15 protein-coding genes and 1 pseudogene are annotated in these 16,967 nt (G+C 69.9%); 12 read left to right on the top strand and 4 right to left on the bottom strand.

Annotated elements, in window-relative coordinates:
• Positions 1–109 precede the first annotated feature (109 nt).
• The 11 genes from ACFWPI_RS16055 (at position 110) to ACFWPI_RS16005 (ending at position 12,731) form a co-directional block, all read left to right on the top strand.
• Positions 110–859, top strand: coding sequence for a hypothetical protein (locus ACFWPI_RS16055; protein ID WP_380375996.1), 750 nt, complete (start codon positions 110–112; stop codon positions 857–859).
• Positions 860–893: 34 nt separating this feature from the next.
• On the top strand, positions 894–2,798 hold the full coding sequence (locus ACFWPI_RS16050) for a conjugal transfer protein TrbL family protein (RefSeq protein ID WP_380375995.1): 1,905 nt from the start codon (positions 894–896) through the stop codon (positions 2,796–2,798).
• Positions 2,795–4,336: an SCO6880 family protein gene (locus ACFWPI_RS16045; protein WP_380375993.1), complete on the top strand. Its 1,542-nt coding sequence runs from the start codon at positions 2,795–2,797 to the stop codon at positions 4,334–4,336. The genes ACFWPI_RS16050 and ACFWPI_RS16045 overlap by 4 nt, the downstream gene beginning before the upstream one ends.
• The gene (locus ACFWPI_RS16040) at positions 4,336–5,829 is read left to right on the top strand and encodes a VirB4 family type IV secretion system protein (RefSeq protein ID WP_380376002.1); all 1,494 of its coding nucleotides are present in this window, start codon (positions 4,336–4,338) and stop codon (positions 5,827–5,829) included. The genes ACFWPI_RS16045 and ACFWPI_RS16040 overlap by 1 nt, the downstream gene beginning before the upstream one ends.
• 1 nt (position 5,830) lies before the next feature.
• Positions 5,831–7,642 carry a type IV secretory system conjugative DNA transfer family protein gene (locus ACFWPI_RS16035; protein ID WP_380375991.1) on the top strand — a complete coding sequence of 604 codons (1,812 nt, stop codon included), beginning with the start codon at positions 5,831–5,833 and terminating at the stop codon, positions 7,640–7,642.
• Positions 7,639–8,424, top strand: coding sequence for a DnaB-like helicase N-terminal domain-containing protein (locus ACFWPI_RS16030; RefSeq protein WP_380375989.1), 786 nt, complete (start codon positions 7,639–7,641; stop codon positions 8,422–8,424). Before ACFWPI_RS16035 ends, ACFWPI_RS16030 begins: the two co-directional genes overlap by 4 nt.
• On the top strand, positions 8,421–9,248 hold the full coding sequence (locus ACFWPI_RS16025) for a hypothetical protein (protein WP_380375988.1): 828 nt from the start codon (positions 8,421–8,423) through the stop codon (positions 9,246–9,248). Before ACFWPI_RS16030 ends, ACFWPI_RS16025 begins: the two co-directional genes overlap by 4 nt.
• Entirely contained in the window at positions 9,245–10,279 is a 1,035-nt protein-coding gene (locus tag ACFWPI_RS16020) for a DnaB-like helicase N-terminal domain-containing protein (RefSeq protein WP_380375986.1), read from the top strand. Before ACFWPI_RS16025 ends, ACFWPI_RS16020 begins: the two co-directional genes overlap by 4 nt.
• An 11-nt stretch (positions 10,280–10,290) precedes the next feature.
• Positions 10,291–10,539, top strand: coding sequence for a hypothetical protein (locus tag ACFWPI_RS16015; RefSeq protein ID WP_380375985.1), 249 nt, complete (start codon positions 10,291–10,293; stop codon positions 10,537–10,539).
• A 760-nt stretch (positions 10,540–11,299) separates the two neighbouring features.
• Complete coding sequence (locus ACFWPI_RS16010) at positions 11,300–11,719, top strand: hypothetical protein (RefSeq protein WP_380375984.1); 420 nt, start codon at positions 11,300–11,302, stop codon at positions 11,717–11,719.
• Positions 11,720–11,906: 187 nt separating this feature from the next.
• On the top strand, positions 11,907–12,731 hold the full coding sequence (locus ACFWPI_RS16005; protein WP_380375982.1) for an SAM-dependent methyltransferase: 825 nt from the start codon (positions 11,907–11,909) through the stop codon (positions 12,729–12,731).
• 41 nt (positions 12,732–12,772) lie between these two features.
• Here the strand turns inward: ACFWPI_RS16005 and ACFWPI_RS16000 are convergent, their stop codons facing one another.
• From ACFWPI_RS16000 to ACFWPI_RS15990, 3 genes and pseudogenes are all read right to left on the bottom strand, one after another.
• Positions 12,773–13,744 carry a Scr1 family TA system antitoxin-like transcriptional regulator gene (locus ACFWPI_RS16000; RefSeq protein ID WP_380375980.1) on the bottom strand — a complete coding sequence of 324 codons (972 nt, stop codon included), beginning with the start codon at positions 13,742–13,744 and terminating at the stop codon, positions 12,773–12,775.
• 112 nt (positions 13,745–13,856) lie between these two features.
• Positions 13,857–14,093, bottom strand: a complete 237-nt coding sequence (locus ACFWPI_RS15995) for a DUF397 domain-containing protein (protein WP_380375978.1) — start codon at positions 14,091–14,093, stop codon at positions 13,857–13,859.
• 288 nt (positions 14,094–14,381) lie between these two features.
• Positions 14,382–14,692 (bottom strand): annotated as a pseudogene (locus ACFWPI_RS15990) (transposase); the annotation flags it as partial.
• A gap of 430 nt (positions 14,693–15,122) precedes the next feature.
• Between ACFWPI_RS15990 and ACFWPI_RS15985 the strand changes: the two are divergent.
• Positions 15,123–15,959 (top strand): TrmH family RNA methyltransferase, encoded by an 837-nt coding sequence (locus tag ACFWPI_RS15985; protein WP_380375977.1) that lies wholly within the window; start codon positions 15,123–15,125, stop codon positions 15,957–15,959.
• 7 nt (positions 15,960–15,966) lie between these two features.
• Here the strand turns inward: ACFWPI_RS15985 and ACFWPI_RS15980 are convergent, their stop codons facing one another.
• Positions 15,967–16,959 (bottom strand): glycosyltransferase family 4 protein, encoded by a 993-nt coding sequence (locus ACFWPI_RS15980; RefSeq protein WP_380375976.1) that lies wholly within the window; start codon positions 16,957–16,959, stop codon positions 15,967–15,969.
• Between the last annotated feature and the right edge of the window lie 8 nt (positions 16,960–16,967).

The following is a 16,967-nucleotide window of genomic DNA, read 5'->3' as shown; positions in this document are numbered from 1 at the left end:
GATCCGACAACCGCTCACCCGCACACGACTTGACCTGCCCCACCCTCGCCACACCACAACCAACGAGACAGACACACCAAAGTCACTGGCATTGGGCCTAGACCACGCCATGAACCAGTTCCTCGACCACCGCCCCCGCCGCCGGATTCTGCCGCTGCTCCTCCTCGGTGTCGTTGGCCTGCTCGCCTTCGTCGCCATCGGGGTCGCCATCGAGTCCGGAAGCGAGCCCCGCGGGCCCAAGGTGTTCACGCCGCCGGCCGCCATCCCGCCGCCGGGCTCGGTCACCGGTGTGGACTCCACCGGGTCGCCCGCCCCCGGGCTGACCGGCCCGCTCCAGCTCGTCCGCGGAGAGCGCCTCGTCAACGGGGTTCAGGTGGGCTACCCGCATTCCACGGTAGGTGCTGTTTCGGCGGCGGTCGAGTACTGGCGCCAGCTCGGCTCCACCCTTGAACCCGACCGCGCGGCGGCCGTCGCCCGGCTCGTCGCCGTCGACTCCTGGTCCAACGCCGCAGACGTCCTCGCCAAGGGACCGGTCGCCACCCGCAAGGGGCTCGGCCTGCCGACGAGCGGCCAGTTGCCGCCCGGCACCTCCGTCGTCCTGTCGCCCGTCGAGTACCAGGTGCGCTCGGTCGGCCCCGACAACGTCCAGGTCCTGCTGCTGGCCACCTACACCACCAGCGTGCCCGGCACCGGGATGCAGACCCGCATGGGCGCCTACCCGCTCGACCTCACCTGGTCCGCGACCGACTGGCGCATCCCCGCCCCCTCGGGCAACTCCACCACCGACTACACCAGCCTCATCGCCGAGCCGGGCAGCCCCCAAGCCTCGGCCAAGGGCTGGCAGGAACTGAAGCGATAACGATCATGGTCACCAGCACCACCAGGGGGCCCGCATGCCCTGCGGCCTGACCAGTCCCCTCGACTGCATCCCCGGACCCAGCGACACCATCCTCGGGAGCCTCGCGGGCGACGCCGCCACCAACGTGGCGAGCGGCGCGTGGGAGTCGATCTGCAAGAGCTTCGCGGACGCCGCGACCGAGCTGCTCAAGACGTTCGCCACGGCCTTCGTCAAGATCCCGCCCGTCGACCTCGCCAGCAACGGCATACGCAGCGTCTACGCGATATCCCTCGGCATCGCTGGCCTCGTCGCCTGCCTGCTGGTCATCGTCCAGGTCATCCGTACGGTGATCACCCACGACGGCCGCCCACTGGCCACCGCCGCCGTAGGCGTGGGGAAGGCCGCGCTCGCGTTCATGCTCACGCTGATCGTCTCCTCCACGGCGTTGGTGGCGAGTGACGAACTGACCAAGTACATCGTCGACAACTCGCTCGGCGGGCAGCAGGCGCTCAGCGACAAGATCGCCAAACTGGTCTCCTACACGCCGGGGACCGCGGCCTCGCTCCTGCTGATCATCGCCATCATCGGCATCCTGCTGACGCTGGTGCTCTGGTTCGAGATGCTGCTGCGCAACGCCGCGATCGCCGTGCTGATCGCCACCTCGCCGATCAGCGCGGTGGGGCAGGTGTCCGACTCCACCAAGAGCTGGTGGTCCAAGCTGGTCTCCTCCACCGTCCAGCTGATCATCCTCAAGCCGGTCATCGCGCTGGTCTTCGCCCTCGGCTTCAACATCGCGGGCGACTCGAAGGACCTCCAGACGACCCTGTCGGGGATGCTCATCCTGCTGCTCGCGGCCCTGGCGTGGCCAGCCATCGCACGCTTCTTTACGTTTGCGTCGGTCCAGGTCGGCGGCGGCGCCGGTCTCGCCGCACTGCTCGGCTTCGCCGGAGGTCGGCTGAGCGCCCCGGGCGGTCCGGCGACCGGCACCTCCCCGGACTCGTTCGGGCAGGAGAGCGCCAGCCGCACGATGAGCAGCTTCGCAGGCAAGGGCGGAGGTGCTGCCGCCGGAGGTGCCGGAGGTACCGGAGGCGCTGCGGCCAGTGGATCCGGTGCCGCAGCGGGCCCGGCCGGGCTGATCGCCGCCGCAGGAGTCCGGGCCGCGCAGCAGGCGGTCAACTCCTTGGCCGGAGGCATGGAGAAGATGGCCGGCCACGCGGGGGTGCAGGGCGCGAACCCGTACGCGGCGCAGCCAGCCGGGTACGTCAACCGTCACGCTGGCGCACCGTTGCCCACCGCCGGGGGGCTGCTGCCAGACCAGCCGACGCCGGACTGGTCGGACCAACAGGAGCCGCAGGCCGAAGCGGGACCGGCCAGCCCGCAAGCCGATCACCAGCAGGCGCTCCGGGACATCACCCCGGATCTGCCGGTCGCCGGTTCTCCGCGGAGCGACCCACCGACCATCGAGATGCCCCCGGTACCCGCAGGCTCGCCCGCCGGTGCGTCGGCGGGCGCGGATTCCCCGGCAGGGCCCACGCCTCAGGGGCGTCCCGTACCGGGCCCCCCGCTTCGGGAGGCCCAGCCCGGAAGTGCGTCGTCCGCATCCGGCGCTGCGGTGCCCGCCCAGGCCCCGGCCGCCGCGAGCCGGTCCGCCTCCGGGGCCGCACCGCTCCAGGCCAGCCGACCCACGGCTGGCCCGAGGCCCGAACGGGCGTCGTCCGCATCCGGCGCTGCGGTGCCCGCCCAGGCCCCGGCCATCGCGAGCCGGTCCGCCTCCGGGGCCGCACCGCTCCAGGCCAGCCGACCCACGGCTGATCCGAGGCCCGAACCTGCCCCTGAGCGCACCGCGCCCGCACCAGCCCCGGCGGACCGCCCCGGTGCGCCCCGGGCCCAGGCCGCCCCGGTCGAGCCCCCTGCCCAGACCACCCGCCCTGACCACTCCGAAGGAGGGGACAAGTCATGAGCACCGAGACCGCTCCCACCCGCACGTACTTCGGGTGGCAGCAAGAGCGAGTGGCCTTCCTTTTCGGCCTCTCGGCCCAACGAGCCGCGATGGTCGGCGCCGGTGTCCTCGCGGTGATCTGGCCGTTCGCAATCTCGCACGTCCAGGCCGGAGTTGTGACCTGGCCCCTGTCGTTTGTCCTCTTCCTACTCGCGTTCGTCCGGATCGCCGGCCGTACGGTCGATGAATGGGCGGTCGCCGCAGTGTCCTACGAAATCCTCCGCTTCCGCGGGCAGAATCGTTTCCTCTCCGGTGCCTTCGCGCCCCGTACGTCCGAGACGGACGAACCGAAGATGGACCTGCCGGGCATCCTCGCCCCGCTGGCGATCCTCGAAGCGGACGGGGGCAGCGGCGCCCCGATCGCCGTGATCCACCACCAGCTCGACCGCACGTACACGGCGGTCGCCCGGGTGCGCTTCCCCGGCATCGGCCTGGCCGACTCCATCAGGCGCGACCAGCGGGTTGCCAGCTGGGGTGCGCTGCTCAAAGCCCAGTGCACCGAGGGCAATCCGATCATCCGAATACAGGCGCTCCAGCGCATCGTCCCGGAATCCGGTGCCGCTCTCCAGCGCTGGCACAGCGACCACGTTGCCACCGAGGCGCCCGCCGTCGCGGTCGATGTCACCAAGTCGCTGCTGTCCACCGCCACCCTGGCCACCAGCCAGCGGGAGGCGTACCTGGCGATCACGATGGCCGCAGCCCGTGCCGCCGGCCCCATCAAGGCGGCGGGCGGCGGTGACGCCGGAGCCGCCGCCGTCCTGGTCCGCAACCTTCGCGCCATGACATCCTCGATCGCTTCCGCGGACCTCCAGGTCGAGAGCTGGCTCAACCCCCGCGAACTGGCCGAGGTCATGAGGACCGCGTTCGACCCGGACTCCAGCCGGATGCTCGCAGAGCGACGGGCAGCGGCCACCGCCGCCGTGCTCCGAGGTGACGAGGTCCCCTTCGAGGCAGGAGTGGACCCGGCAGCGGCCGGTCCGTCCGCCGCCCACAGCTGGCGCGGCCGGTACGAGCACGACGGAGCGGTGTCGGTGACCTTCTCCGTCAACAGCTGGCCGAAGAACAAGGTGTTCTCGACCGCCCTTGCTCCTCTGCTGGGCGAAGGCAAGTACCGCCGGACGCTGAACATGCACATCGAGCCCCGCAGCCCGCGCGCCGCCGAGCGCGAGATCATGCAGGAGCGCACCGCCCGCGAAGTCGCCGTCAGCATGCGGCACAAGACCGGCCAGATCATCCCGGAGCACGAGAAGCAGGCACTGCGCCGCGCCGAGGCCCAGGACCAGGAGCGCGCCGCCGGCCACGGCACCGTCCGCTACACCGCGTACTGCACCGTCACCGTCACGGACCCCGCAGACCTCGAAGACGCGTGCAGTGAGATCCTGGCCGACGCCAACAGCGGCAGCATCGAGCTCCAGCGGATGTGGCTCACCCAGGACATCGGGTTCGCCGTCGGCGCGCTGCCGGTCGGCATGGGCCTGCCCAAGAAGCGGGCCGCGTGATGTTCCGTCGCCGACCCGCCACTGAACTCCCCGTCCTCGACCTCACCGACGTGCTCGGCCGCCCGGCCCCGGTGGCGCCGAAGCCTGCGGCGCGGAAGGCGCCGAAGCAGCGCCGGGAACCCGTCGCGCCCCGTCGCGGCTACGCCCGCCCGTTCGCCGGGCGCGCACCGAGGATGCCCCAGGTCCCGGTTTTCCGAGGCGGCACCGGCCAGGTCCAGGGGCTGTACCCCTGGCTCTACGGCGCCTCCATGCCCGCAGCCGGCGCCTACATCGGCGTCGACTGCCTGTCCGGCGGCGCCTTCGCCTGCCACCCGATCGAGTGGCTCCACCGCGGGCTGATCACCAACCCCAACCTGCTGATCACCGGCGTCCCCGGCACCGGCAAGAGCGCGACGATCAAGGCCCTGGTGACCCGCCTGGCCGCCTACGGCGTCCGATCGTTCATCTTGGGCGACATCAAGAACGAGTACGCCGGGCTCGCCAGGGCGTTCGGCGTCGAGCCGGTCGAACTCGGCCCGGGGCTGCGGAACAGGCTCAACCCGCTGGACGCCGGCCCGCTCGGCAGCAACCTGCCCACCGACCCGGAGGAACTGCGCGAGCGCCTGGACGAAGTCCACCGCCGCCGGATCACCCTGCTCTCCTCCCTGCTGGTCATGCGGCTCGGCCGCAACCTCACACCCACCGAGGAAGCCGCCCTCTCCCTCGCCATCCAGCACGCCTCCGGCCAGGCCACCGGCGCCAGCCACCTCGCCGACCCGACGATCCCGCAGGTCTGGGCCCTGCTGCGCGACCCGCTGCCCGAGATGGCCCAGGACTTGCGCGTCCGCGGTACCGACGTGACCGAACTGCGGGAGATGATCCGCCCGGCCGCCGACGCCCTCGGCAACATGGTCCGAGGTTCCCTCAGCGGCCTGTTCGACGGACCCACCACCGTTCGACCCGACTTCGGCGCGCCGATCCAGACCGTCGACCTGTCCCGGATCGACGGCCGCGGCGACGAGACCGTGGCCATGACTCTCGCCTGTGTGTCGAGTTGGGGCCAGGCCGCAATCGACGAGCCGGGCGGGCCCGTACGCCTGGTCGTACGCGACGAGCTGTGGCGCGCGATGCGCGTGCCGGCCATGATTCGCAAGCTCGATTCGGACCTCCGGCTCTCGCGAGCCCAGGGCACCATCCAGGTCTTGAGCACGCACCGGCTGTCCGACTTCGAGGCGGTCGGCGCCCAGGGCAGCGAAGAGGTCAGCATCGCCCGCAACCTGATCTCCAGCTGCGACGTGCGGATCTGCCTGCGCCAGGACACCGCGCCCTTGGCCATGACGCGCGACGTGATCGGCTTGACCGACACCGAGTGCGCGCACATCGCCAGCTGGTCGGGTGAGCAGATCGGCCGCGCGATCTGGAAGATCGGCCGGAACTCCAGCCATGTGGTCCAGACCATTCTGAGTCCGGTCGAGAGGCAGTTGTACTACACCAACGAGCGGATGGCTGTGTGAGATGGCCTCCGCCTCGAACGCCACGGTCGCGCGGCGGCCGGTGCTGGACGGCCCCGCGGACTACCTGATCGTCCTGCTGATCATCGTCGTGGTCACGGTCACCGTGGGAACCTGGGCAACCGGCCAGGTCGCCGGACTGATCACCCACGCCGCCTGGCCGGCCGTCCCGTTCGGCGACGCCTTCGCCGTCGCCAAACAGATCCCCCACCACCTGGACGACCCGAGAGCAGCCTGGCCCGAGCCGGTCCGCTCCGACCTGCCCGGGCCGGCAGGCTTCGCCGTCGCCGCCGCGATCGTCGCCAGCGGGATGCTCACCGCAGGCGCCTTCGCCGTGCGCCGCCTGCGCCGCACCCGCTCGGTGCGCGGCTTCGCCTCCGCCTCGCAGTTGTCGAAGACCCTGTCCGCCAAGGCGGTCGAGAAGCGCGGGCCCATCGTTCGCCCCTCCCTCAAGGGCAGTCGGATCGCCGCCGCCGACGTCGCGGTGACGCTCGGTCGCACCCTGGCGGGGATGCTGCTGTGGGTGGCCGTCGAGAACTCGGTGTTGATGCTGGCCGCCCCGCGCCAGGGCAAGACGAGCCAGGTGATCATCCCGTGGATCAAGGCGTGGCACGGCCCGATGCTGATTACCAGCGTCCGCGGTGACGTGCTGGATGCGACCGCGCTGATCCGGCGCCGCCGGGGTCCCGCCCTGGCGATGGTGCCGACCGGCATGGTCGACTGGCCGGACCAGGTGCAGTGGTCACCCACCAGCGGCTGCGAGGACTTCGGCAAGGCGATGCAGCGGGCCGACCTCATGGTCAAGATCGGCAAGAGCGAGACCACCGACTCCTCCGGCGCCGGCTTCTTCGGCGCCACCGCGACAAGCCTGCTGGCCGGCTGGCTGCACGCCGCGGCGATCACCGGCCGCAGCATGGAGGACGTCCTGCGCTGGGGCTTCAACGCCCACATCGAGGAACCGATCAAGCTGCTCGCCGAGTCCCGCCGCGCCGAGCCCGGCGTCGCCGAAATGCTCGACGGCCTCTACCGCAACCCGGGCGACACCAGGGCGAACCTCTTCGCCACCGTGCAGACCGCGCTGACACCCCTGTTCTCGCCGCTGGCCCGCGCCACCTTCGTCCCCAGGGCCGGAAACGGCATCAACATCGAGGACTGGCTGCGGAGCAACGGCACCATCTACCTGCTGGTGGACAAGGAAGAGGCCACCGCGCTCGCCCCCCTGATCTCCGCCTTCGTTTCCGAGGTCTTCGGCACCGCCAAGCGCCTCGCCGACCGGTCGCCCGGGGGCCGACTCGATCCGCCGCTGGGAGCACTGCTGGACGAGGTTGCCAACGTCACCCCGCTGCCCAACCTCCCCGACCTGATGTCCTTCGCTGGCGGCTCGGGCATCTTCACCGTCGCCGTACTCCAGAACATGGCCCAGGCCAGGAAGACGTGGGGGCGCGAGGGGGCGGAGATGCTCTGGGGCAGTTCCACCGTCAAGATCGCCCTCGGCGGCCTCGGCGGCGACGAACTCGAAGAGTTCTCCAAGCTAGCCGGCATCTACCGCGAGTCCCTGACGACCTACCAGAGCGGCGCTCAGGGCACCACGATGCAGACCACCCTCCAGGACCGCAAGACCGTCACCCCCGACGAGATCCGCACCCTCGACGAGGAGAAGCGCGAGGCCCTGGTCATCCACGCCACCACCCCCATCACCAAGGTCCGCATGCAGCGCCACTACGAGAGCCCCGACCGCAAGCTCTACGAGGAGAGCAACGAGTGGTCGAAGCGGTACCGCGCGGGCGAACTCGACCCCATCGAGGCCGCCGCGTGACCCCCCGACCCGCATGGAGCGGGCACCACGTCGAGGCGCGCACCGACGCCGACCGGCGCTGGGAGTCCCGGTTCGACCAGCGGCACCACCAGGGCCTGCTCCGCCGCCCCGAGCCCCCGACCGACTACACCCTGCGATGGAGCGGGCCGGTGCGCGGAATCGACGGCGCGCTCTACCACGCCGGAGAGGACCACACCGGAGCTCCGGTGATCTCCGTGTTCAGCCCCGGCTACCAGGAGATCGTCCCCGTTTCGTGGGCCACGGACGACTGGGCCGAGCACCGCGCGCTCACCGACGGCCCGTTCGTGGCCCTCAGCGACTGGCGCCCGGCGCGCGCGGACCACGAGGACCTGGTGCTCGCCTACCTCACCCAGCGCCCGCGTGAGCTGAACGACTTCGGCAGGTGGGTGCCGGTGGACACCTTCACCACCCACGTCCGCTACGGCATCTACGAGGCGATGCTTGCGTTGCACGCCGCCGCGGAACCGGTCACCCCCGCCGCAGTCGAGGAGCGTGTGCGCCAGAACACCGAAGAGCTGTCGCCCCGCCTTGCGCAACTGGTCGTCGACACCATGGACACCCCCGCCTACCTTCGGCGGCTCATGCTCACCCCGAGCACGTCGATCGAAGCACTCGACGCCGCCGTGCACCTCGTGATGGCCGACTGGAACGCCGCATCGGCCGCCCGCCGTACGGACACGAGGCACCAGCACACCGGGCACCCGGACAATCCCGCCGAGGCCAGCCCGCACCCGCCAGCCCAGCTCCAGGACCAGCCATGACCGAGCCCACGATCACGCCGATCGGCAGGGTCAAGCACCGCCCGCGCACCCACATCCGACGCTCCCGTGGGCGCCACGCCACCCCCGGGCCGACCACCGGCACCCAGCCGGCCGCTACCGAGGCGAACCCCCGCACCCGGCTGGTCGAGTGGCACACCATGACCGGCCCCGAACGCATCGCGGCCTGGGGCGGCCTCTGCGACTGGGTGACCTGGCTCCACGACCGCTACGAACTGGCCGTGGAATCGAGGCTGCCGCAGTGCTGGGCGGAACACCCCGGACTGATCGAAGAGTTGTGGGCGCTCAAGGTCTGGCGGGAAGAGATCTACGGCGCCGCCCCGGAACAGCAGGTGGGCCAGGCAGCCCGCTACTGGCACACCGAGCTGCGCACCGTGGTGGCCAACGCGACCGCCGTCTACGCCACCGCCTGCCGAACCGGGCACCGCACCCCCGACTTCCGGGCCGCCGACTCCCCAGACCTCCAAGAACGCTGGGCTGGCGCCGACGCCTGGGCCGGCATCCCCAGCCAGCTGCTCGCCGCCCACACGGACACCGCCGAAGCCGGCAGTCCGGACCGGCTCACCGCGGCCCAGATGGACGATGCCCGGTCCCGCGGCCTTGCCACGCCGATCAGCCCCGGCATCCCCGAGTACGTGCGATTCGCCGACGCCTGGTGGGCCGTCGACATCGACGGGGCCTGGCTGCGCGTCGTCAACGAGGAACTGCTGGAACGGCTCGACGACGCCGCCGCCCGGATGGCCGCCGCCGATGACGCTGCACGCCGCTACCGCGAAGCCACCACCGGAACGAGGACGAACCGATGACCCACCCCGAACTCGCGCTCCGCGCCGAGCAGGCCGTCATCGGTGCCGCACTACGCGACCGCCAGCGCCTGGACGACATCGCCTACCTCACCCCCGACCGCATGGCCCACCCCACCCACCGCGCCCTGATGGCCGCGCTGATCGAGTCGCGCACCAGCGCCCCGACGGCGTCGGCCGCCCAGCTTCCGGAGCTGATCGCTCAGCGCACGGCCATCAGCGGAGTCAACGCCGACTACCTGCGCCGCCTCGCCGACGCCGCACCGCAGCCCCGCAACATCGCCAGCTACGCCCGCATGGTCCAAGAGGCCGCCGTCCGTCGAGACCTCGCCCTTCACGTCGACCGGCTCCGGACGACCGCCCCGGGCCTGCGCGGGCCGGACCCGGTGCTCGACCGCCTCGCCCAGGCGATGCGGAGTACCGAGCAAGCGGTTCCGGTGGCCAGGATCAACGAGCCGGCCCCCGCACCGTACGAGCCCCGGGCGAGGACATCCGGAGAGCAAGAAGTCCGGGTCGACGTCCGTCTTGAGCGCCAGGACGCCGTGCTCGCAGAGCTTCTCCAACACCCGGAGCAGGTCAGGGAGGTCAGCAGCTGGTTGTACCCCGAGGTGTTCGAAGAAGGCCCGCGCCGAGAGGTCTACGAGGCCATCGTGGTCGTCGCTGAGCGGGACGACCCGGTCGACCAGCTGACCGTCGAGTGGGAGGTCTACCAGCAGGCCCCCCAGGCGTACGAGGTGACGGTGGAGGTGAGCGTCGAGGAACGCCCCGACTACCTCACCCGGCTGGCTACCACAGCCGTCGTCGTCGGAGCCGCCGTCGAACTCTCCGGAGAGATCCTGGCCGAGGACATCCGAACGAAGCTCGCCACCGACTTCTCCGACATCGGGATCGCCACCCGCACCCCTGCCGCGGAGCCCAAGACGAGTCTGGACGTCAGGGCGACCACGCCGACCGCTCGCGTCGAGCCGGCGCCACTCCTGCAACCGCCGCCGGTACAGCAGACCCCCACCATCCAGCCGAACATCCGGCCGTGAGGGGGATCGCGATGACCAACACCGACGCGGGCCTGCTGGCCGACCTCAGCCACGCCGCCATGGACGCTGCCCTCGCAGACGGTACGGCCCGGCACCTCAGCGAGACGATCCGCGACTTCGCCCGGTACCGGGAATCCTGGTGGATCTACGACCGGGCCGGCTGGTGGCAGGTCACCAGAGCAGACGTTGCCGCCGGACTGGACCTGATGGAACAGAACATGCGCCGCGCTGATCAGGCAGTGCGACGCAGCGTGCGCTAGGGCCCCTCTTTCGGATCTTGCCAGGTGTGCGTTACTGGCAGGCCCCGAGTGTTCGGAGATCACCGTCGGGCCAGCGATGGTGGTCGGATTCTCGGAGAAGAGCTGGGGCTTCGGGGCGGAATCCTCCTGTGACCGTTTTTGATCAGTTTGATGTGGAACCGGCTCCCTGTTCGGCGTCAGTGTGTCCGGCGAAACGGGGAGGATTGCGTGGGGCCTTCCAGGGCGACCGGCTACCGGTCGGCGCGCTACCGTTCTTCGCAACGGCCCTACCCCGCACGGGGGTTGCCCCGCCCGGTGTCATCACCACCGGACGAGGCTGTCAGGCCAGCCATGGAGGTACGCCTACCTATGTATGACCGACCTGCTCCTGGACGGGCTCTGCCCGAGGTGTTCGCCCACGCTATCAGGGGCGGCGGCCCCTTCGCGGGATTGCGCGGGGTGCGCGCTATCCGCGGTGCGGTACAACTGCACGCAGCCCTCGCCCCGTTGGTGCTCACGTGGGCGGTTCTGTCGCCCGTTGAGGCGGAGTGGGCGCGCACGGCGTTGATCCTCGGTGTACTGAGGATGTGCCGCAGTACCGGCTTTGAGTGGATCTGGGTCCGCGGTTTCTGAGCCTGCCCCCGCAGGCCGGTCCGGGTGCCTGCGGGCACCCGGACCGGCCGCCGCGCTCACCCTTTTTTGCGCCCCCGTGCGCGCCTTCGCGCCCCCGTGGCTGCGGCCGGGCATGTTCCTCCCGACATCGACGCCGAACGGAGCCCTCGTGTCGCTAGCCCCTGTCGGCTACGCCGCTTTCGTCGAACTGCACTACGGTCACTACGAGATGTACGCGTGGGCACGCCTGGGCGACGCCGGCCTCGCCAAGCAGGTCGTTGCGCTCGTTCTGCGCAGGACGGAGGCGGACTGGGCGTGGGCGCTGCGCGACGATCCTGCAGCCTTCACCTGGCGGGCCTTGTGCGAGGCCGTCACCCTGGCCCGCAAGGACGCGTCGGCCTCCCCCTTGGATGCCCTCCATCGCGTCATGCCCGACCGGGTCGCCGATGCTGCGCTGCTGCACGAGCTCCTCGGCCTGGAACCGGACGCTGCGGCCGCGCTGATGGGGCTGGATGAACCCGCCGTCCACGTCCAGCTGAGGGCCGCCCGTCGCTGGCGGACCGACCGCGATTCCACCGGGGGTGCCTGACACTCCGTCGACCGACCCGACAGCCTGGCGAACCGACCATGAATGCTCCGGTTGGCCAGGCTTTTGGTCATGTCTTAACCACCTTCACCCGCACGTGTGGTTTCAGCACTTCGGATCACGGCATATTATGATGCAGCGTCATACTTGCTCGTTGGCACTGAAGTTCGCATCACGCAGGGGGTAGCGGGTGAACCGGAACGAAGCCGACGACTGGCAAGAGCCTATTGACAGGGGCAGGCCAAGTGCGGCTCGCATGTACGACTTCCTGCTCGGGGGGAACCGCAACTACCCGTCCGACCGCAGGGCGGTCGAGGAGTTACTGAAGACGGTGCCGAGCAGCCGCGAACTGGCGCTCAACAACCGCAGCTTCCTGATCCGTGTGGTCAGGCACATCGCCGAAACTTACGGGATCAAGCAGTTCATCGATCACGGCTCGGGCTTACCCACCCAGAGCAACGTCCACGAGGTCGCCGAAGCCGTCCATCCGGACGCGCGCGTGGTGTACGTCGACAACGATCCGATGGTCCTCGGCTACGGCAGAGCCGTGCTGGATGAGAGCCCGAACGCGGTGATCCTCAACGCCGACATGGCGGACACGCCCGCGATAGTGGCCGGCCTCAAGGATCGGATCGACCTGGCCGAGCCGGTCGCGGCACTCTTCGTCTCCGTGCTCCACTGCGTCCCCGACCGGGACAACGGCGACCCGAAGGCGATCATCGAGCGCACGGTGAGCCTGCTCGCCCCGGGCAGCGTCGTGGTGATCTGTCAGCTGGTCAGCGACGACGCCGCCATCCGCAACACGGTGACCGAGCTGATGCAGCAGCAGACCGGCGGCAAGTGGGGGTGCGTGCGAACTGAGGCCGACGTTCGCGGCTTCTTCGATGTCGACAGGCTCGTCGTCGAGCCCCCCGGCCTGGTGGACGTCACCGACTGGCACCCCGACGTTCATGCCCCCGCCCGGCAGGCGACCTCGGAGTGGATCGAGTTTGGCGGGCTCGCCCGGGTCGTCTGACCCGAACGCGCCCGCCAGTTTCGCCCGGCCCAGCTCTGCCACTACAGGCGGAGCTGGGCCTCCATCAGGGCGTTCTCGATGAGTCGGCGGCTGTCCCGGTAACCGGGGGCCCTCATGAGCACGTTGTCGATGAGATCGTCGAGGTCCACGTAGTCGGGGTCGGTCACCTCGTTGATCCCGGGGAGCGAGCCGCGGTGGAAGGACGCTGTGCGGCCCGTCTCGTTGTAGATGACGTCGGGGACCGCGTCCGCGAGCGCCTTGCGGAATCCGAGACGGGTCAGGGTGCTCACCGGGACGGCCAGGGGAGCCCGCGCGGTCATCACCCGGATGCCGACCGGCAGGGCCCGGTTCTCCACGAGGCCGAGCAGCTCCTGCAGCTGGTCGATCAGCACCTCCGGGTGGCCGAAGTCTGCGTAGAGCAAAGCCTCCTCGACGAAGAACCGGCCCTTGGGCTGGTCCGTGATCAGCCGCCCCGCGAACCGGGTGCGGCGCTCGGCCCGCAGCCCGACGACCACTTCCTGCAGACCGGCGTCCCTCAGGCTGGCCGGCAGGGTGTAGCGGGTGACGAGCCTGGAGTACGCCTCGGTCTGGAGCTGGCCGGGGATCGCATTGCGGTCCACCACGAAGAATTCGGTCGCCGACTCCTCCAATGAGGTCAGTCGGAGCATCGAGTCGGGCACCACCTCGCGGTGCCCGCTGCGGAACCTCGACGCCCAGCCCTCCTTCGACGCGGCGAACGCGAGGGCAGTCAGGTGGTCGCGGTGGGTGCCCGGCGCGATGTCCAGGGCGTCCAGGATGATGGACACGATGTGCGGCTTGTCGATCCGCACCTCGCCGCGTTCGAGACGGCTGTAGTGCGACGTGCTGACCCGCTTGTTGGTCGCCTCCACCACCTCGCTCTGCTTGCGGCGCCCGCGCGCGACCTCCAGGTGGGCGCCCAGGAGCAGCGCTGCCTCGGCCCACGGCCGGTCCGTACCGCCCCCGCGTCCAGAAATGAATGTGTCGACGGCCATCAGGCCCCCCAGTGCTTTATCCCAACCATTGAGCTATCCGGATGAGTTTCGCACAAGGGAGCCCGGCCGTCACACCAATCAGCTAAGACGGGAATCATCCGCCAGCTGAAGATCAAACCGCCAGATGATCGAATTCCCCGTTACGGGCACCGTCCAACAGGGCGTGGATCTCGGTACGGGTGAACACCAGGGCCGGGCCCCCCGGATACCGACTGTTGCGGACCGCCACCGCACCGTTGTCCAGCGCGCGAAACTCCACACAGGACCCGGAGCCCACGCTGCGCCTGGCCTTCTGCCACGGGCCCTTGGCCTTGATGGTGTCCGCCGCCATGCCGTTGAAGATCTCCATTGCGATCCCTCTTTCATGATCGAACGACACCCCACTCCCATTGGTCGTATTAATGGGAAGCCCCTGCCGGGAGGCCTGCGAAATCCTGCACGGGATTTCGCAGGCCGAGTGAGAAGAATCATTCACCCTTGCTGGCGGAAAACACCACTACACGATCGAGTGAATGCCTGCGAAGTTTGCACATCTATGACGGAACTATGATCGCACCCATCGGCCCTTCCTTGTGGAACCCTCATGAAGGCAGCGAATCGCTACTCCTGGGTCGCTTCTTTTGGCTCAGCGGGCGAATCAGGCGAAGATGCCGACGATGTGGAGTCCGGTCCGGACAGCGGTGGCGGTCTTCTCGTAGCGGCTGGCCAGACCTCGCCAATTCTTCAGGCGGTTGATGCGCCGTTCGACAGTGTTGCGCTGCTTGTAGGGTTCGAGGTCGAGAGCTGGCGGCCACTGGTTCGGCCCTTGTGTCTGCGGTTGGCGATCTGGTCGGCGGGCTGCGGGATCACCGCCCGGATGCCGCGCCTGCGCCGGTGCTTGTGGAGGGCTCTCGACGAGTAGGACCGGTCCGCCAGCACCACGACGGGCCGAGTCCGAGGTCGTCCGATCGGCCGTCAACTCTCGACCGTCCCGTCGCATGTCGGCGGCCGCCTGCTCGGCTGCGACCAGGCAGCCGATCTCGGCAGCCATGGGAGGGGGTCGGAAGGGTGGCGCCGCGCTGGCTGCGAGAACGTCGCAGCACATCCGGACATCCGGGTGAGGCTGGGCGATCGATCAGCAGGCACCGGTTCTTGCCGGCTCCGGCCTGCACCCATGCACAGTTGTAGTAGCGCGGGCCTTCCCCTCCGGCGCCAGCGCTCTGCCGGTGCCAGGTGTCCCGAGGCCGTGGGGCGGCCACGGTGCGTGCGCAAATACCTGAGGTATGGTCAAGAGTCCTGTTCAACACAGATGTTGGTGCCGGGTGTAAGGTCATTGCTGCGCTGGTGCGGACTCCGCCGAAGTCGGAACGCATCGTTGTCGGCTCACCTTGGAGGACAGGTGCCAGCGGTTCAGCGGATCACGTCTCGCAACGCGCGGTTCCAGCAATGGGAGGCGCTGCTCAGCAACAGGAAGAAGCGGAATCAGCTCGGCGAGTTCCTGGTTCAAGGGGTACGGCCGATCTCGCTCGCTGTCGAGTACGGCTGGCCGATCAATGCCCTGCTCTACGACGACAGGCGGAAGCTGTCGGACTGGGCGCAGGAGCTGCTGCGGACAACACGGGCTGAGCGGATCGCGATGGCGCCGGAGCTGTTGGCAGAACTCGGGGAGAAGGCCGAGGGTGCGCCCGAGGTGATCGCGGTGGTCGGCATGCCGGCGGACGACCTGAACCGGATCGAGGGCGGGCCGGACTTCTTGGGTGTCCTGTTCGACAGGCCGACCACCCCCGGCAACATCGGCAGCATCATCCGATCGGCCGATGCCTTCGGTGCGCACGGGATGATCGTCTCGGGTCACGCGGCCGATGTCTATGATCCGAAGGCCGTGCGGGCGACCACGGGCAGCCTGTTCTCGCTGCCGTCGGTCCGGGTGCCGGGGCCGACCGAGGTGATGGCCTGGGTGGAACAGCAGCGTTCCGCGGGTCAGCCGCTGGTCCTGGTGGGCACGGACGAGAAGGGTGACGCGGACGTCTACGACTTCGACCTCACCCAGCCGGTGCTGCTGCTTGTGGGGAACGAGACGACCGGGCTGTCCAGCACGTGGCGGGAGCTGTGTGACTTCACGGTGAGCATCCCGATGACGGGGGCGGCCAGTTCACTGAACGCGGCGAACGCCACGACTGCGGTCCTGTATGAGGCTTCCCGGCAGCGGATCGCCGCCGGGAAGCGTCCTCGCTGATCGCGGGTCAGACCCACGTGCCGCCCGATGCGGCACGGCGGTAGACCTCCAGGTACTTCGCGGTGATCACATGGTGGCCCCACCGCTCGACGGCGGTGGCCCGGAGGTGCTTCGGGGCCGGGAGGCCGGCTAGGACCTTGGCGGCCTGCTCCGGGGTGGGCGTCAGCTGGGAGGGCAGGGCGGCACCGACTTGCGGGGCGATCTCGGCGAGGCACCCGTTGTCGGTGGCGATGACGGGGGTGCCGCTGACGGCGGCCTCGGCGACGACGGTGGCGCCGGGTTCGATCCACTCGCCGCCTAAGGGGCCGCCTCCGAAGGGCTGGGAGAGAACGAGCAGGGCCTGTGCGTCGGCGAGCAGGCTGGTGCGGCAGGGGCCTCCGACTTCTCCGATGTACTCGGCGGTGCCGGGGTAGTCGGTGAGGATGCCGTGCAGGTAGTTCGGCTCCCAGGCTGGGCCGGCGAGTCTCAGCGGCAGGCCGGCGGCCTGGGCGAAGGCAGCGGCCTGGCGGGCCCCCTTGTGGGCGGAGACTCGGCCGAGGAACAGCAGGAAGTCGGCCTTCGTCTCGCGGTAGGTGTAACGATCGGGATTGACCGGCAGCCGAATGATCGGCGCGCCGGTGGACCCGGCGGCCTGGCGCTGGGCGCGGGAGAGGTAAACGACGTTTGCCCGGTGCTCGGGCGCGCCGTTGAGGTGGTGGGTGCGGACGGTCGGCCAGTCCGGTTCGGCGGGCAGTATCTGGCCGTTGGTGTGGTCGTGCACCACGTCCGGGCCGAACTCGCGGAGCGCGACCCGGGTGGCGTCGAAGGTGGTGGCGCCGGAGACGGTCAGGCCCGGCCGGGGGGTGCTGCCGGGTGCGCCGACGAGGAGGATCTCGCACCCGGCGTCGAGCAGTCCGTCGATGAGAGTGGCGGCCACCCACTGGATGCCGCCGTAGCCCTGCGGCGGGACGGTGATCCACTGGGTGGTGTCCTGCCCATACCTGTGAGGCGGGTTGAGCATGGCGATCC

The organism is Kitasatospora sp. NPDC058492 (genome assembly GCF_042720685.1).
Taxonomy (GTDB): Bacteria; Actinomycetota; Actinomycetes; order Streptomycetales; family Streptomycetaceae; genus Kitasatospora.
The sequence above is the reverse complement of the archived record's forward strand: the minus strand, read 5'-3'. Positions and strand labels throughout refer to the sequence as shown.

Excerpts from the sequence above, each read along its gene's own strand:
- ACFWPI_RS16025 (WP_380375988.1), top strand. The coding sequence starts at position 8,421 with ATGACCGAGCCCACGATCACGCCGATCGGCAGGGTCAAGCACCGCCCG.
- ACFWPI_RS15980 (WP_380375976.1), bottom strand. The coding sequence starts at position 16,959 with ATGCTCAACCCGCCTCACAGGTATGGGCAGGACACCACCCAGTGGATC.
- ACFWPI_RS16040 (WP_380376002.1), top strand. The coding sequence starts at position 4,336 with ATGTTCCGTCGCCGACCCGCCACTGAACTCCCCGTCCTCGACCTCACC.
- ACFWPI_RS15995 (WP_380375978.1), bottom strand. The coding sequence starts at position 14,093 with ATGGAGATCTTCAACGGCATGGCGGCGGACACCATCAAGGCCAAGGGC.
- ACFWPI_RS16055 (WP_380375996.1), top strand. The coding sequence starts at position 110 with ATGAACCAGTTCCTCGACCACCGCCCCCGCCGCCGGATTCTGCCGCTG.
- ACFWPI_RS16020 (WP_380375986.1), top strand. The coding sequence starts at position 9,245 with ATGACCCACCCCGAACTCGCGCTCCGCGCCGAGCAGGCCGTCATCGGT.
- ACFWPI_RS16035 (WP_380375991.1), top strand. The coding sequence starts at position 5,831 with ATGGCCTCCGCCTCGAACGCCACGGTCGCGCGGCGGCCGGTGCTGGAC.
- ACFWPI_RS16050 (WP_380375995.1), top strand. The coding sequence starts at position 894 with ATGCCCTGCGGCCTGACCAGTCCCCTCGACTGCATCCCCGGACCCAGC.
- ACFWPI_RS16045 (WP_380375993.1), top strand. The coding sequence starts at position 2,795 with ATGAGCACCGAGACCGCTCCCACCCGCACGTACTTCGGGTGGCAGCAA.
- ACFWPI_RS16000 (WP_380375980.1), bottom strand. The coding sequence starts at position 13,744 with ATGGCCGTCGACACATTCATTTCTGGACGCGGGGGCGGTACGGACCGG.
- ACFWPI_RS16015 (WP_380375985.1), top strand. The coding sequence starts at position 10,291 with ATGACCAACACCGACGCGGGCCTGCTGGCCGACCTCAGCCACGCCGCC.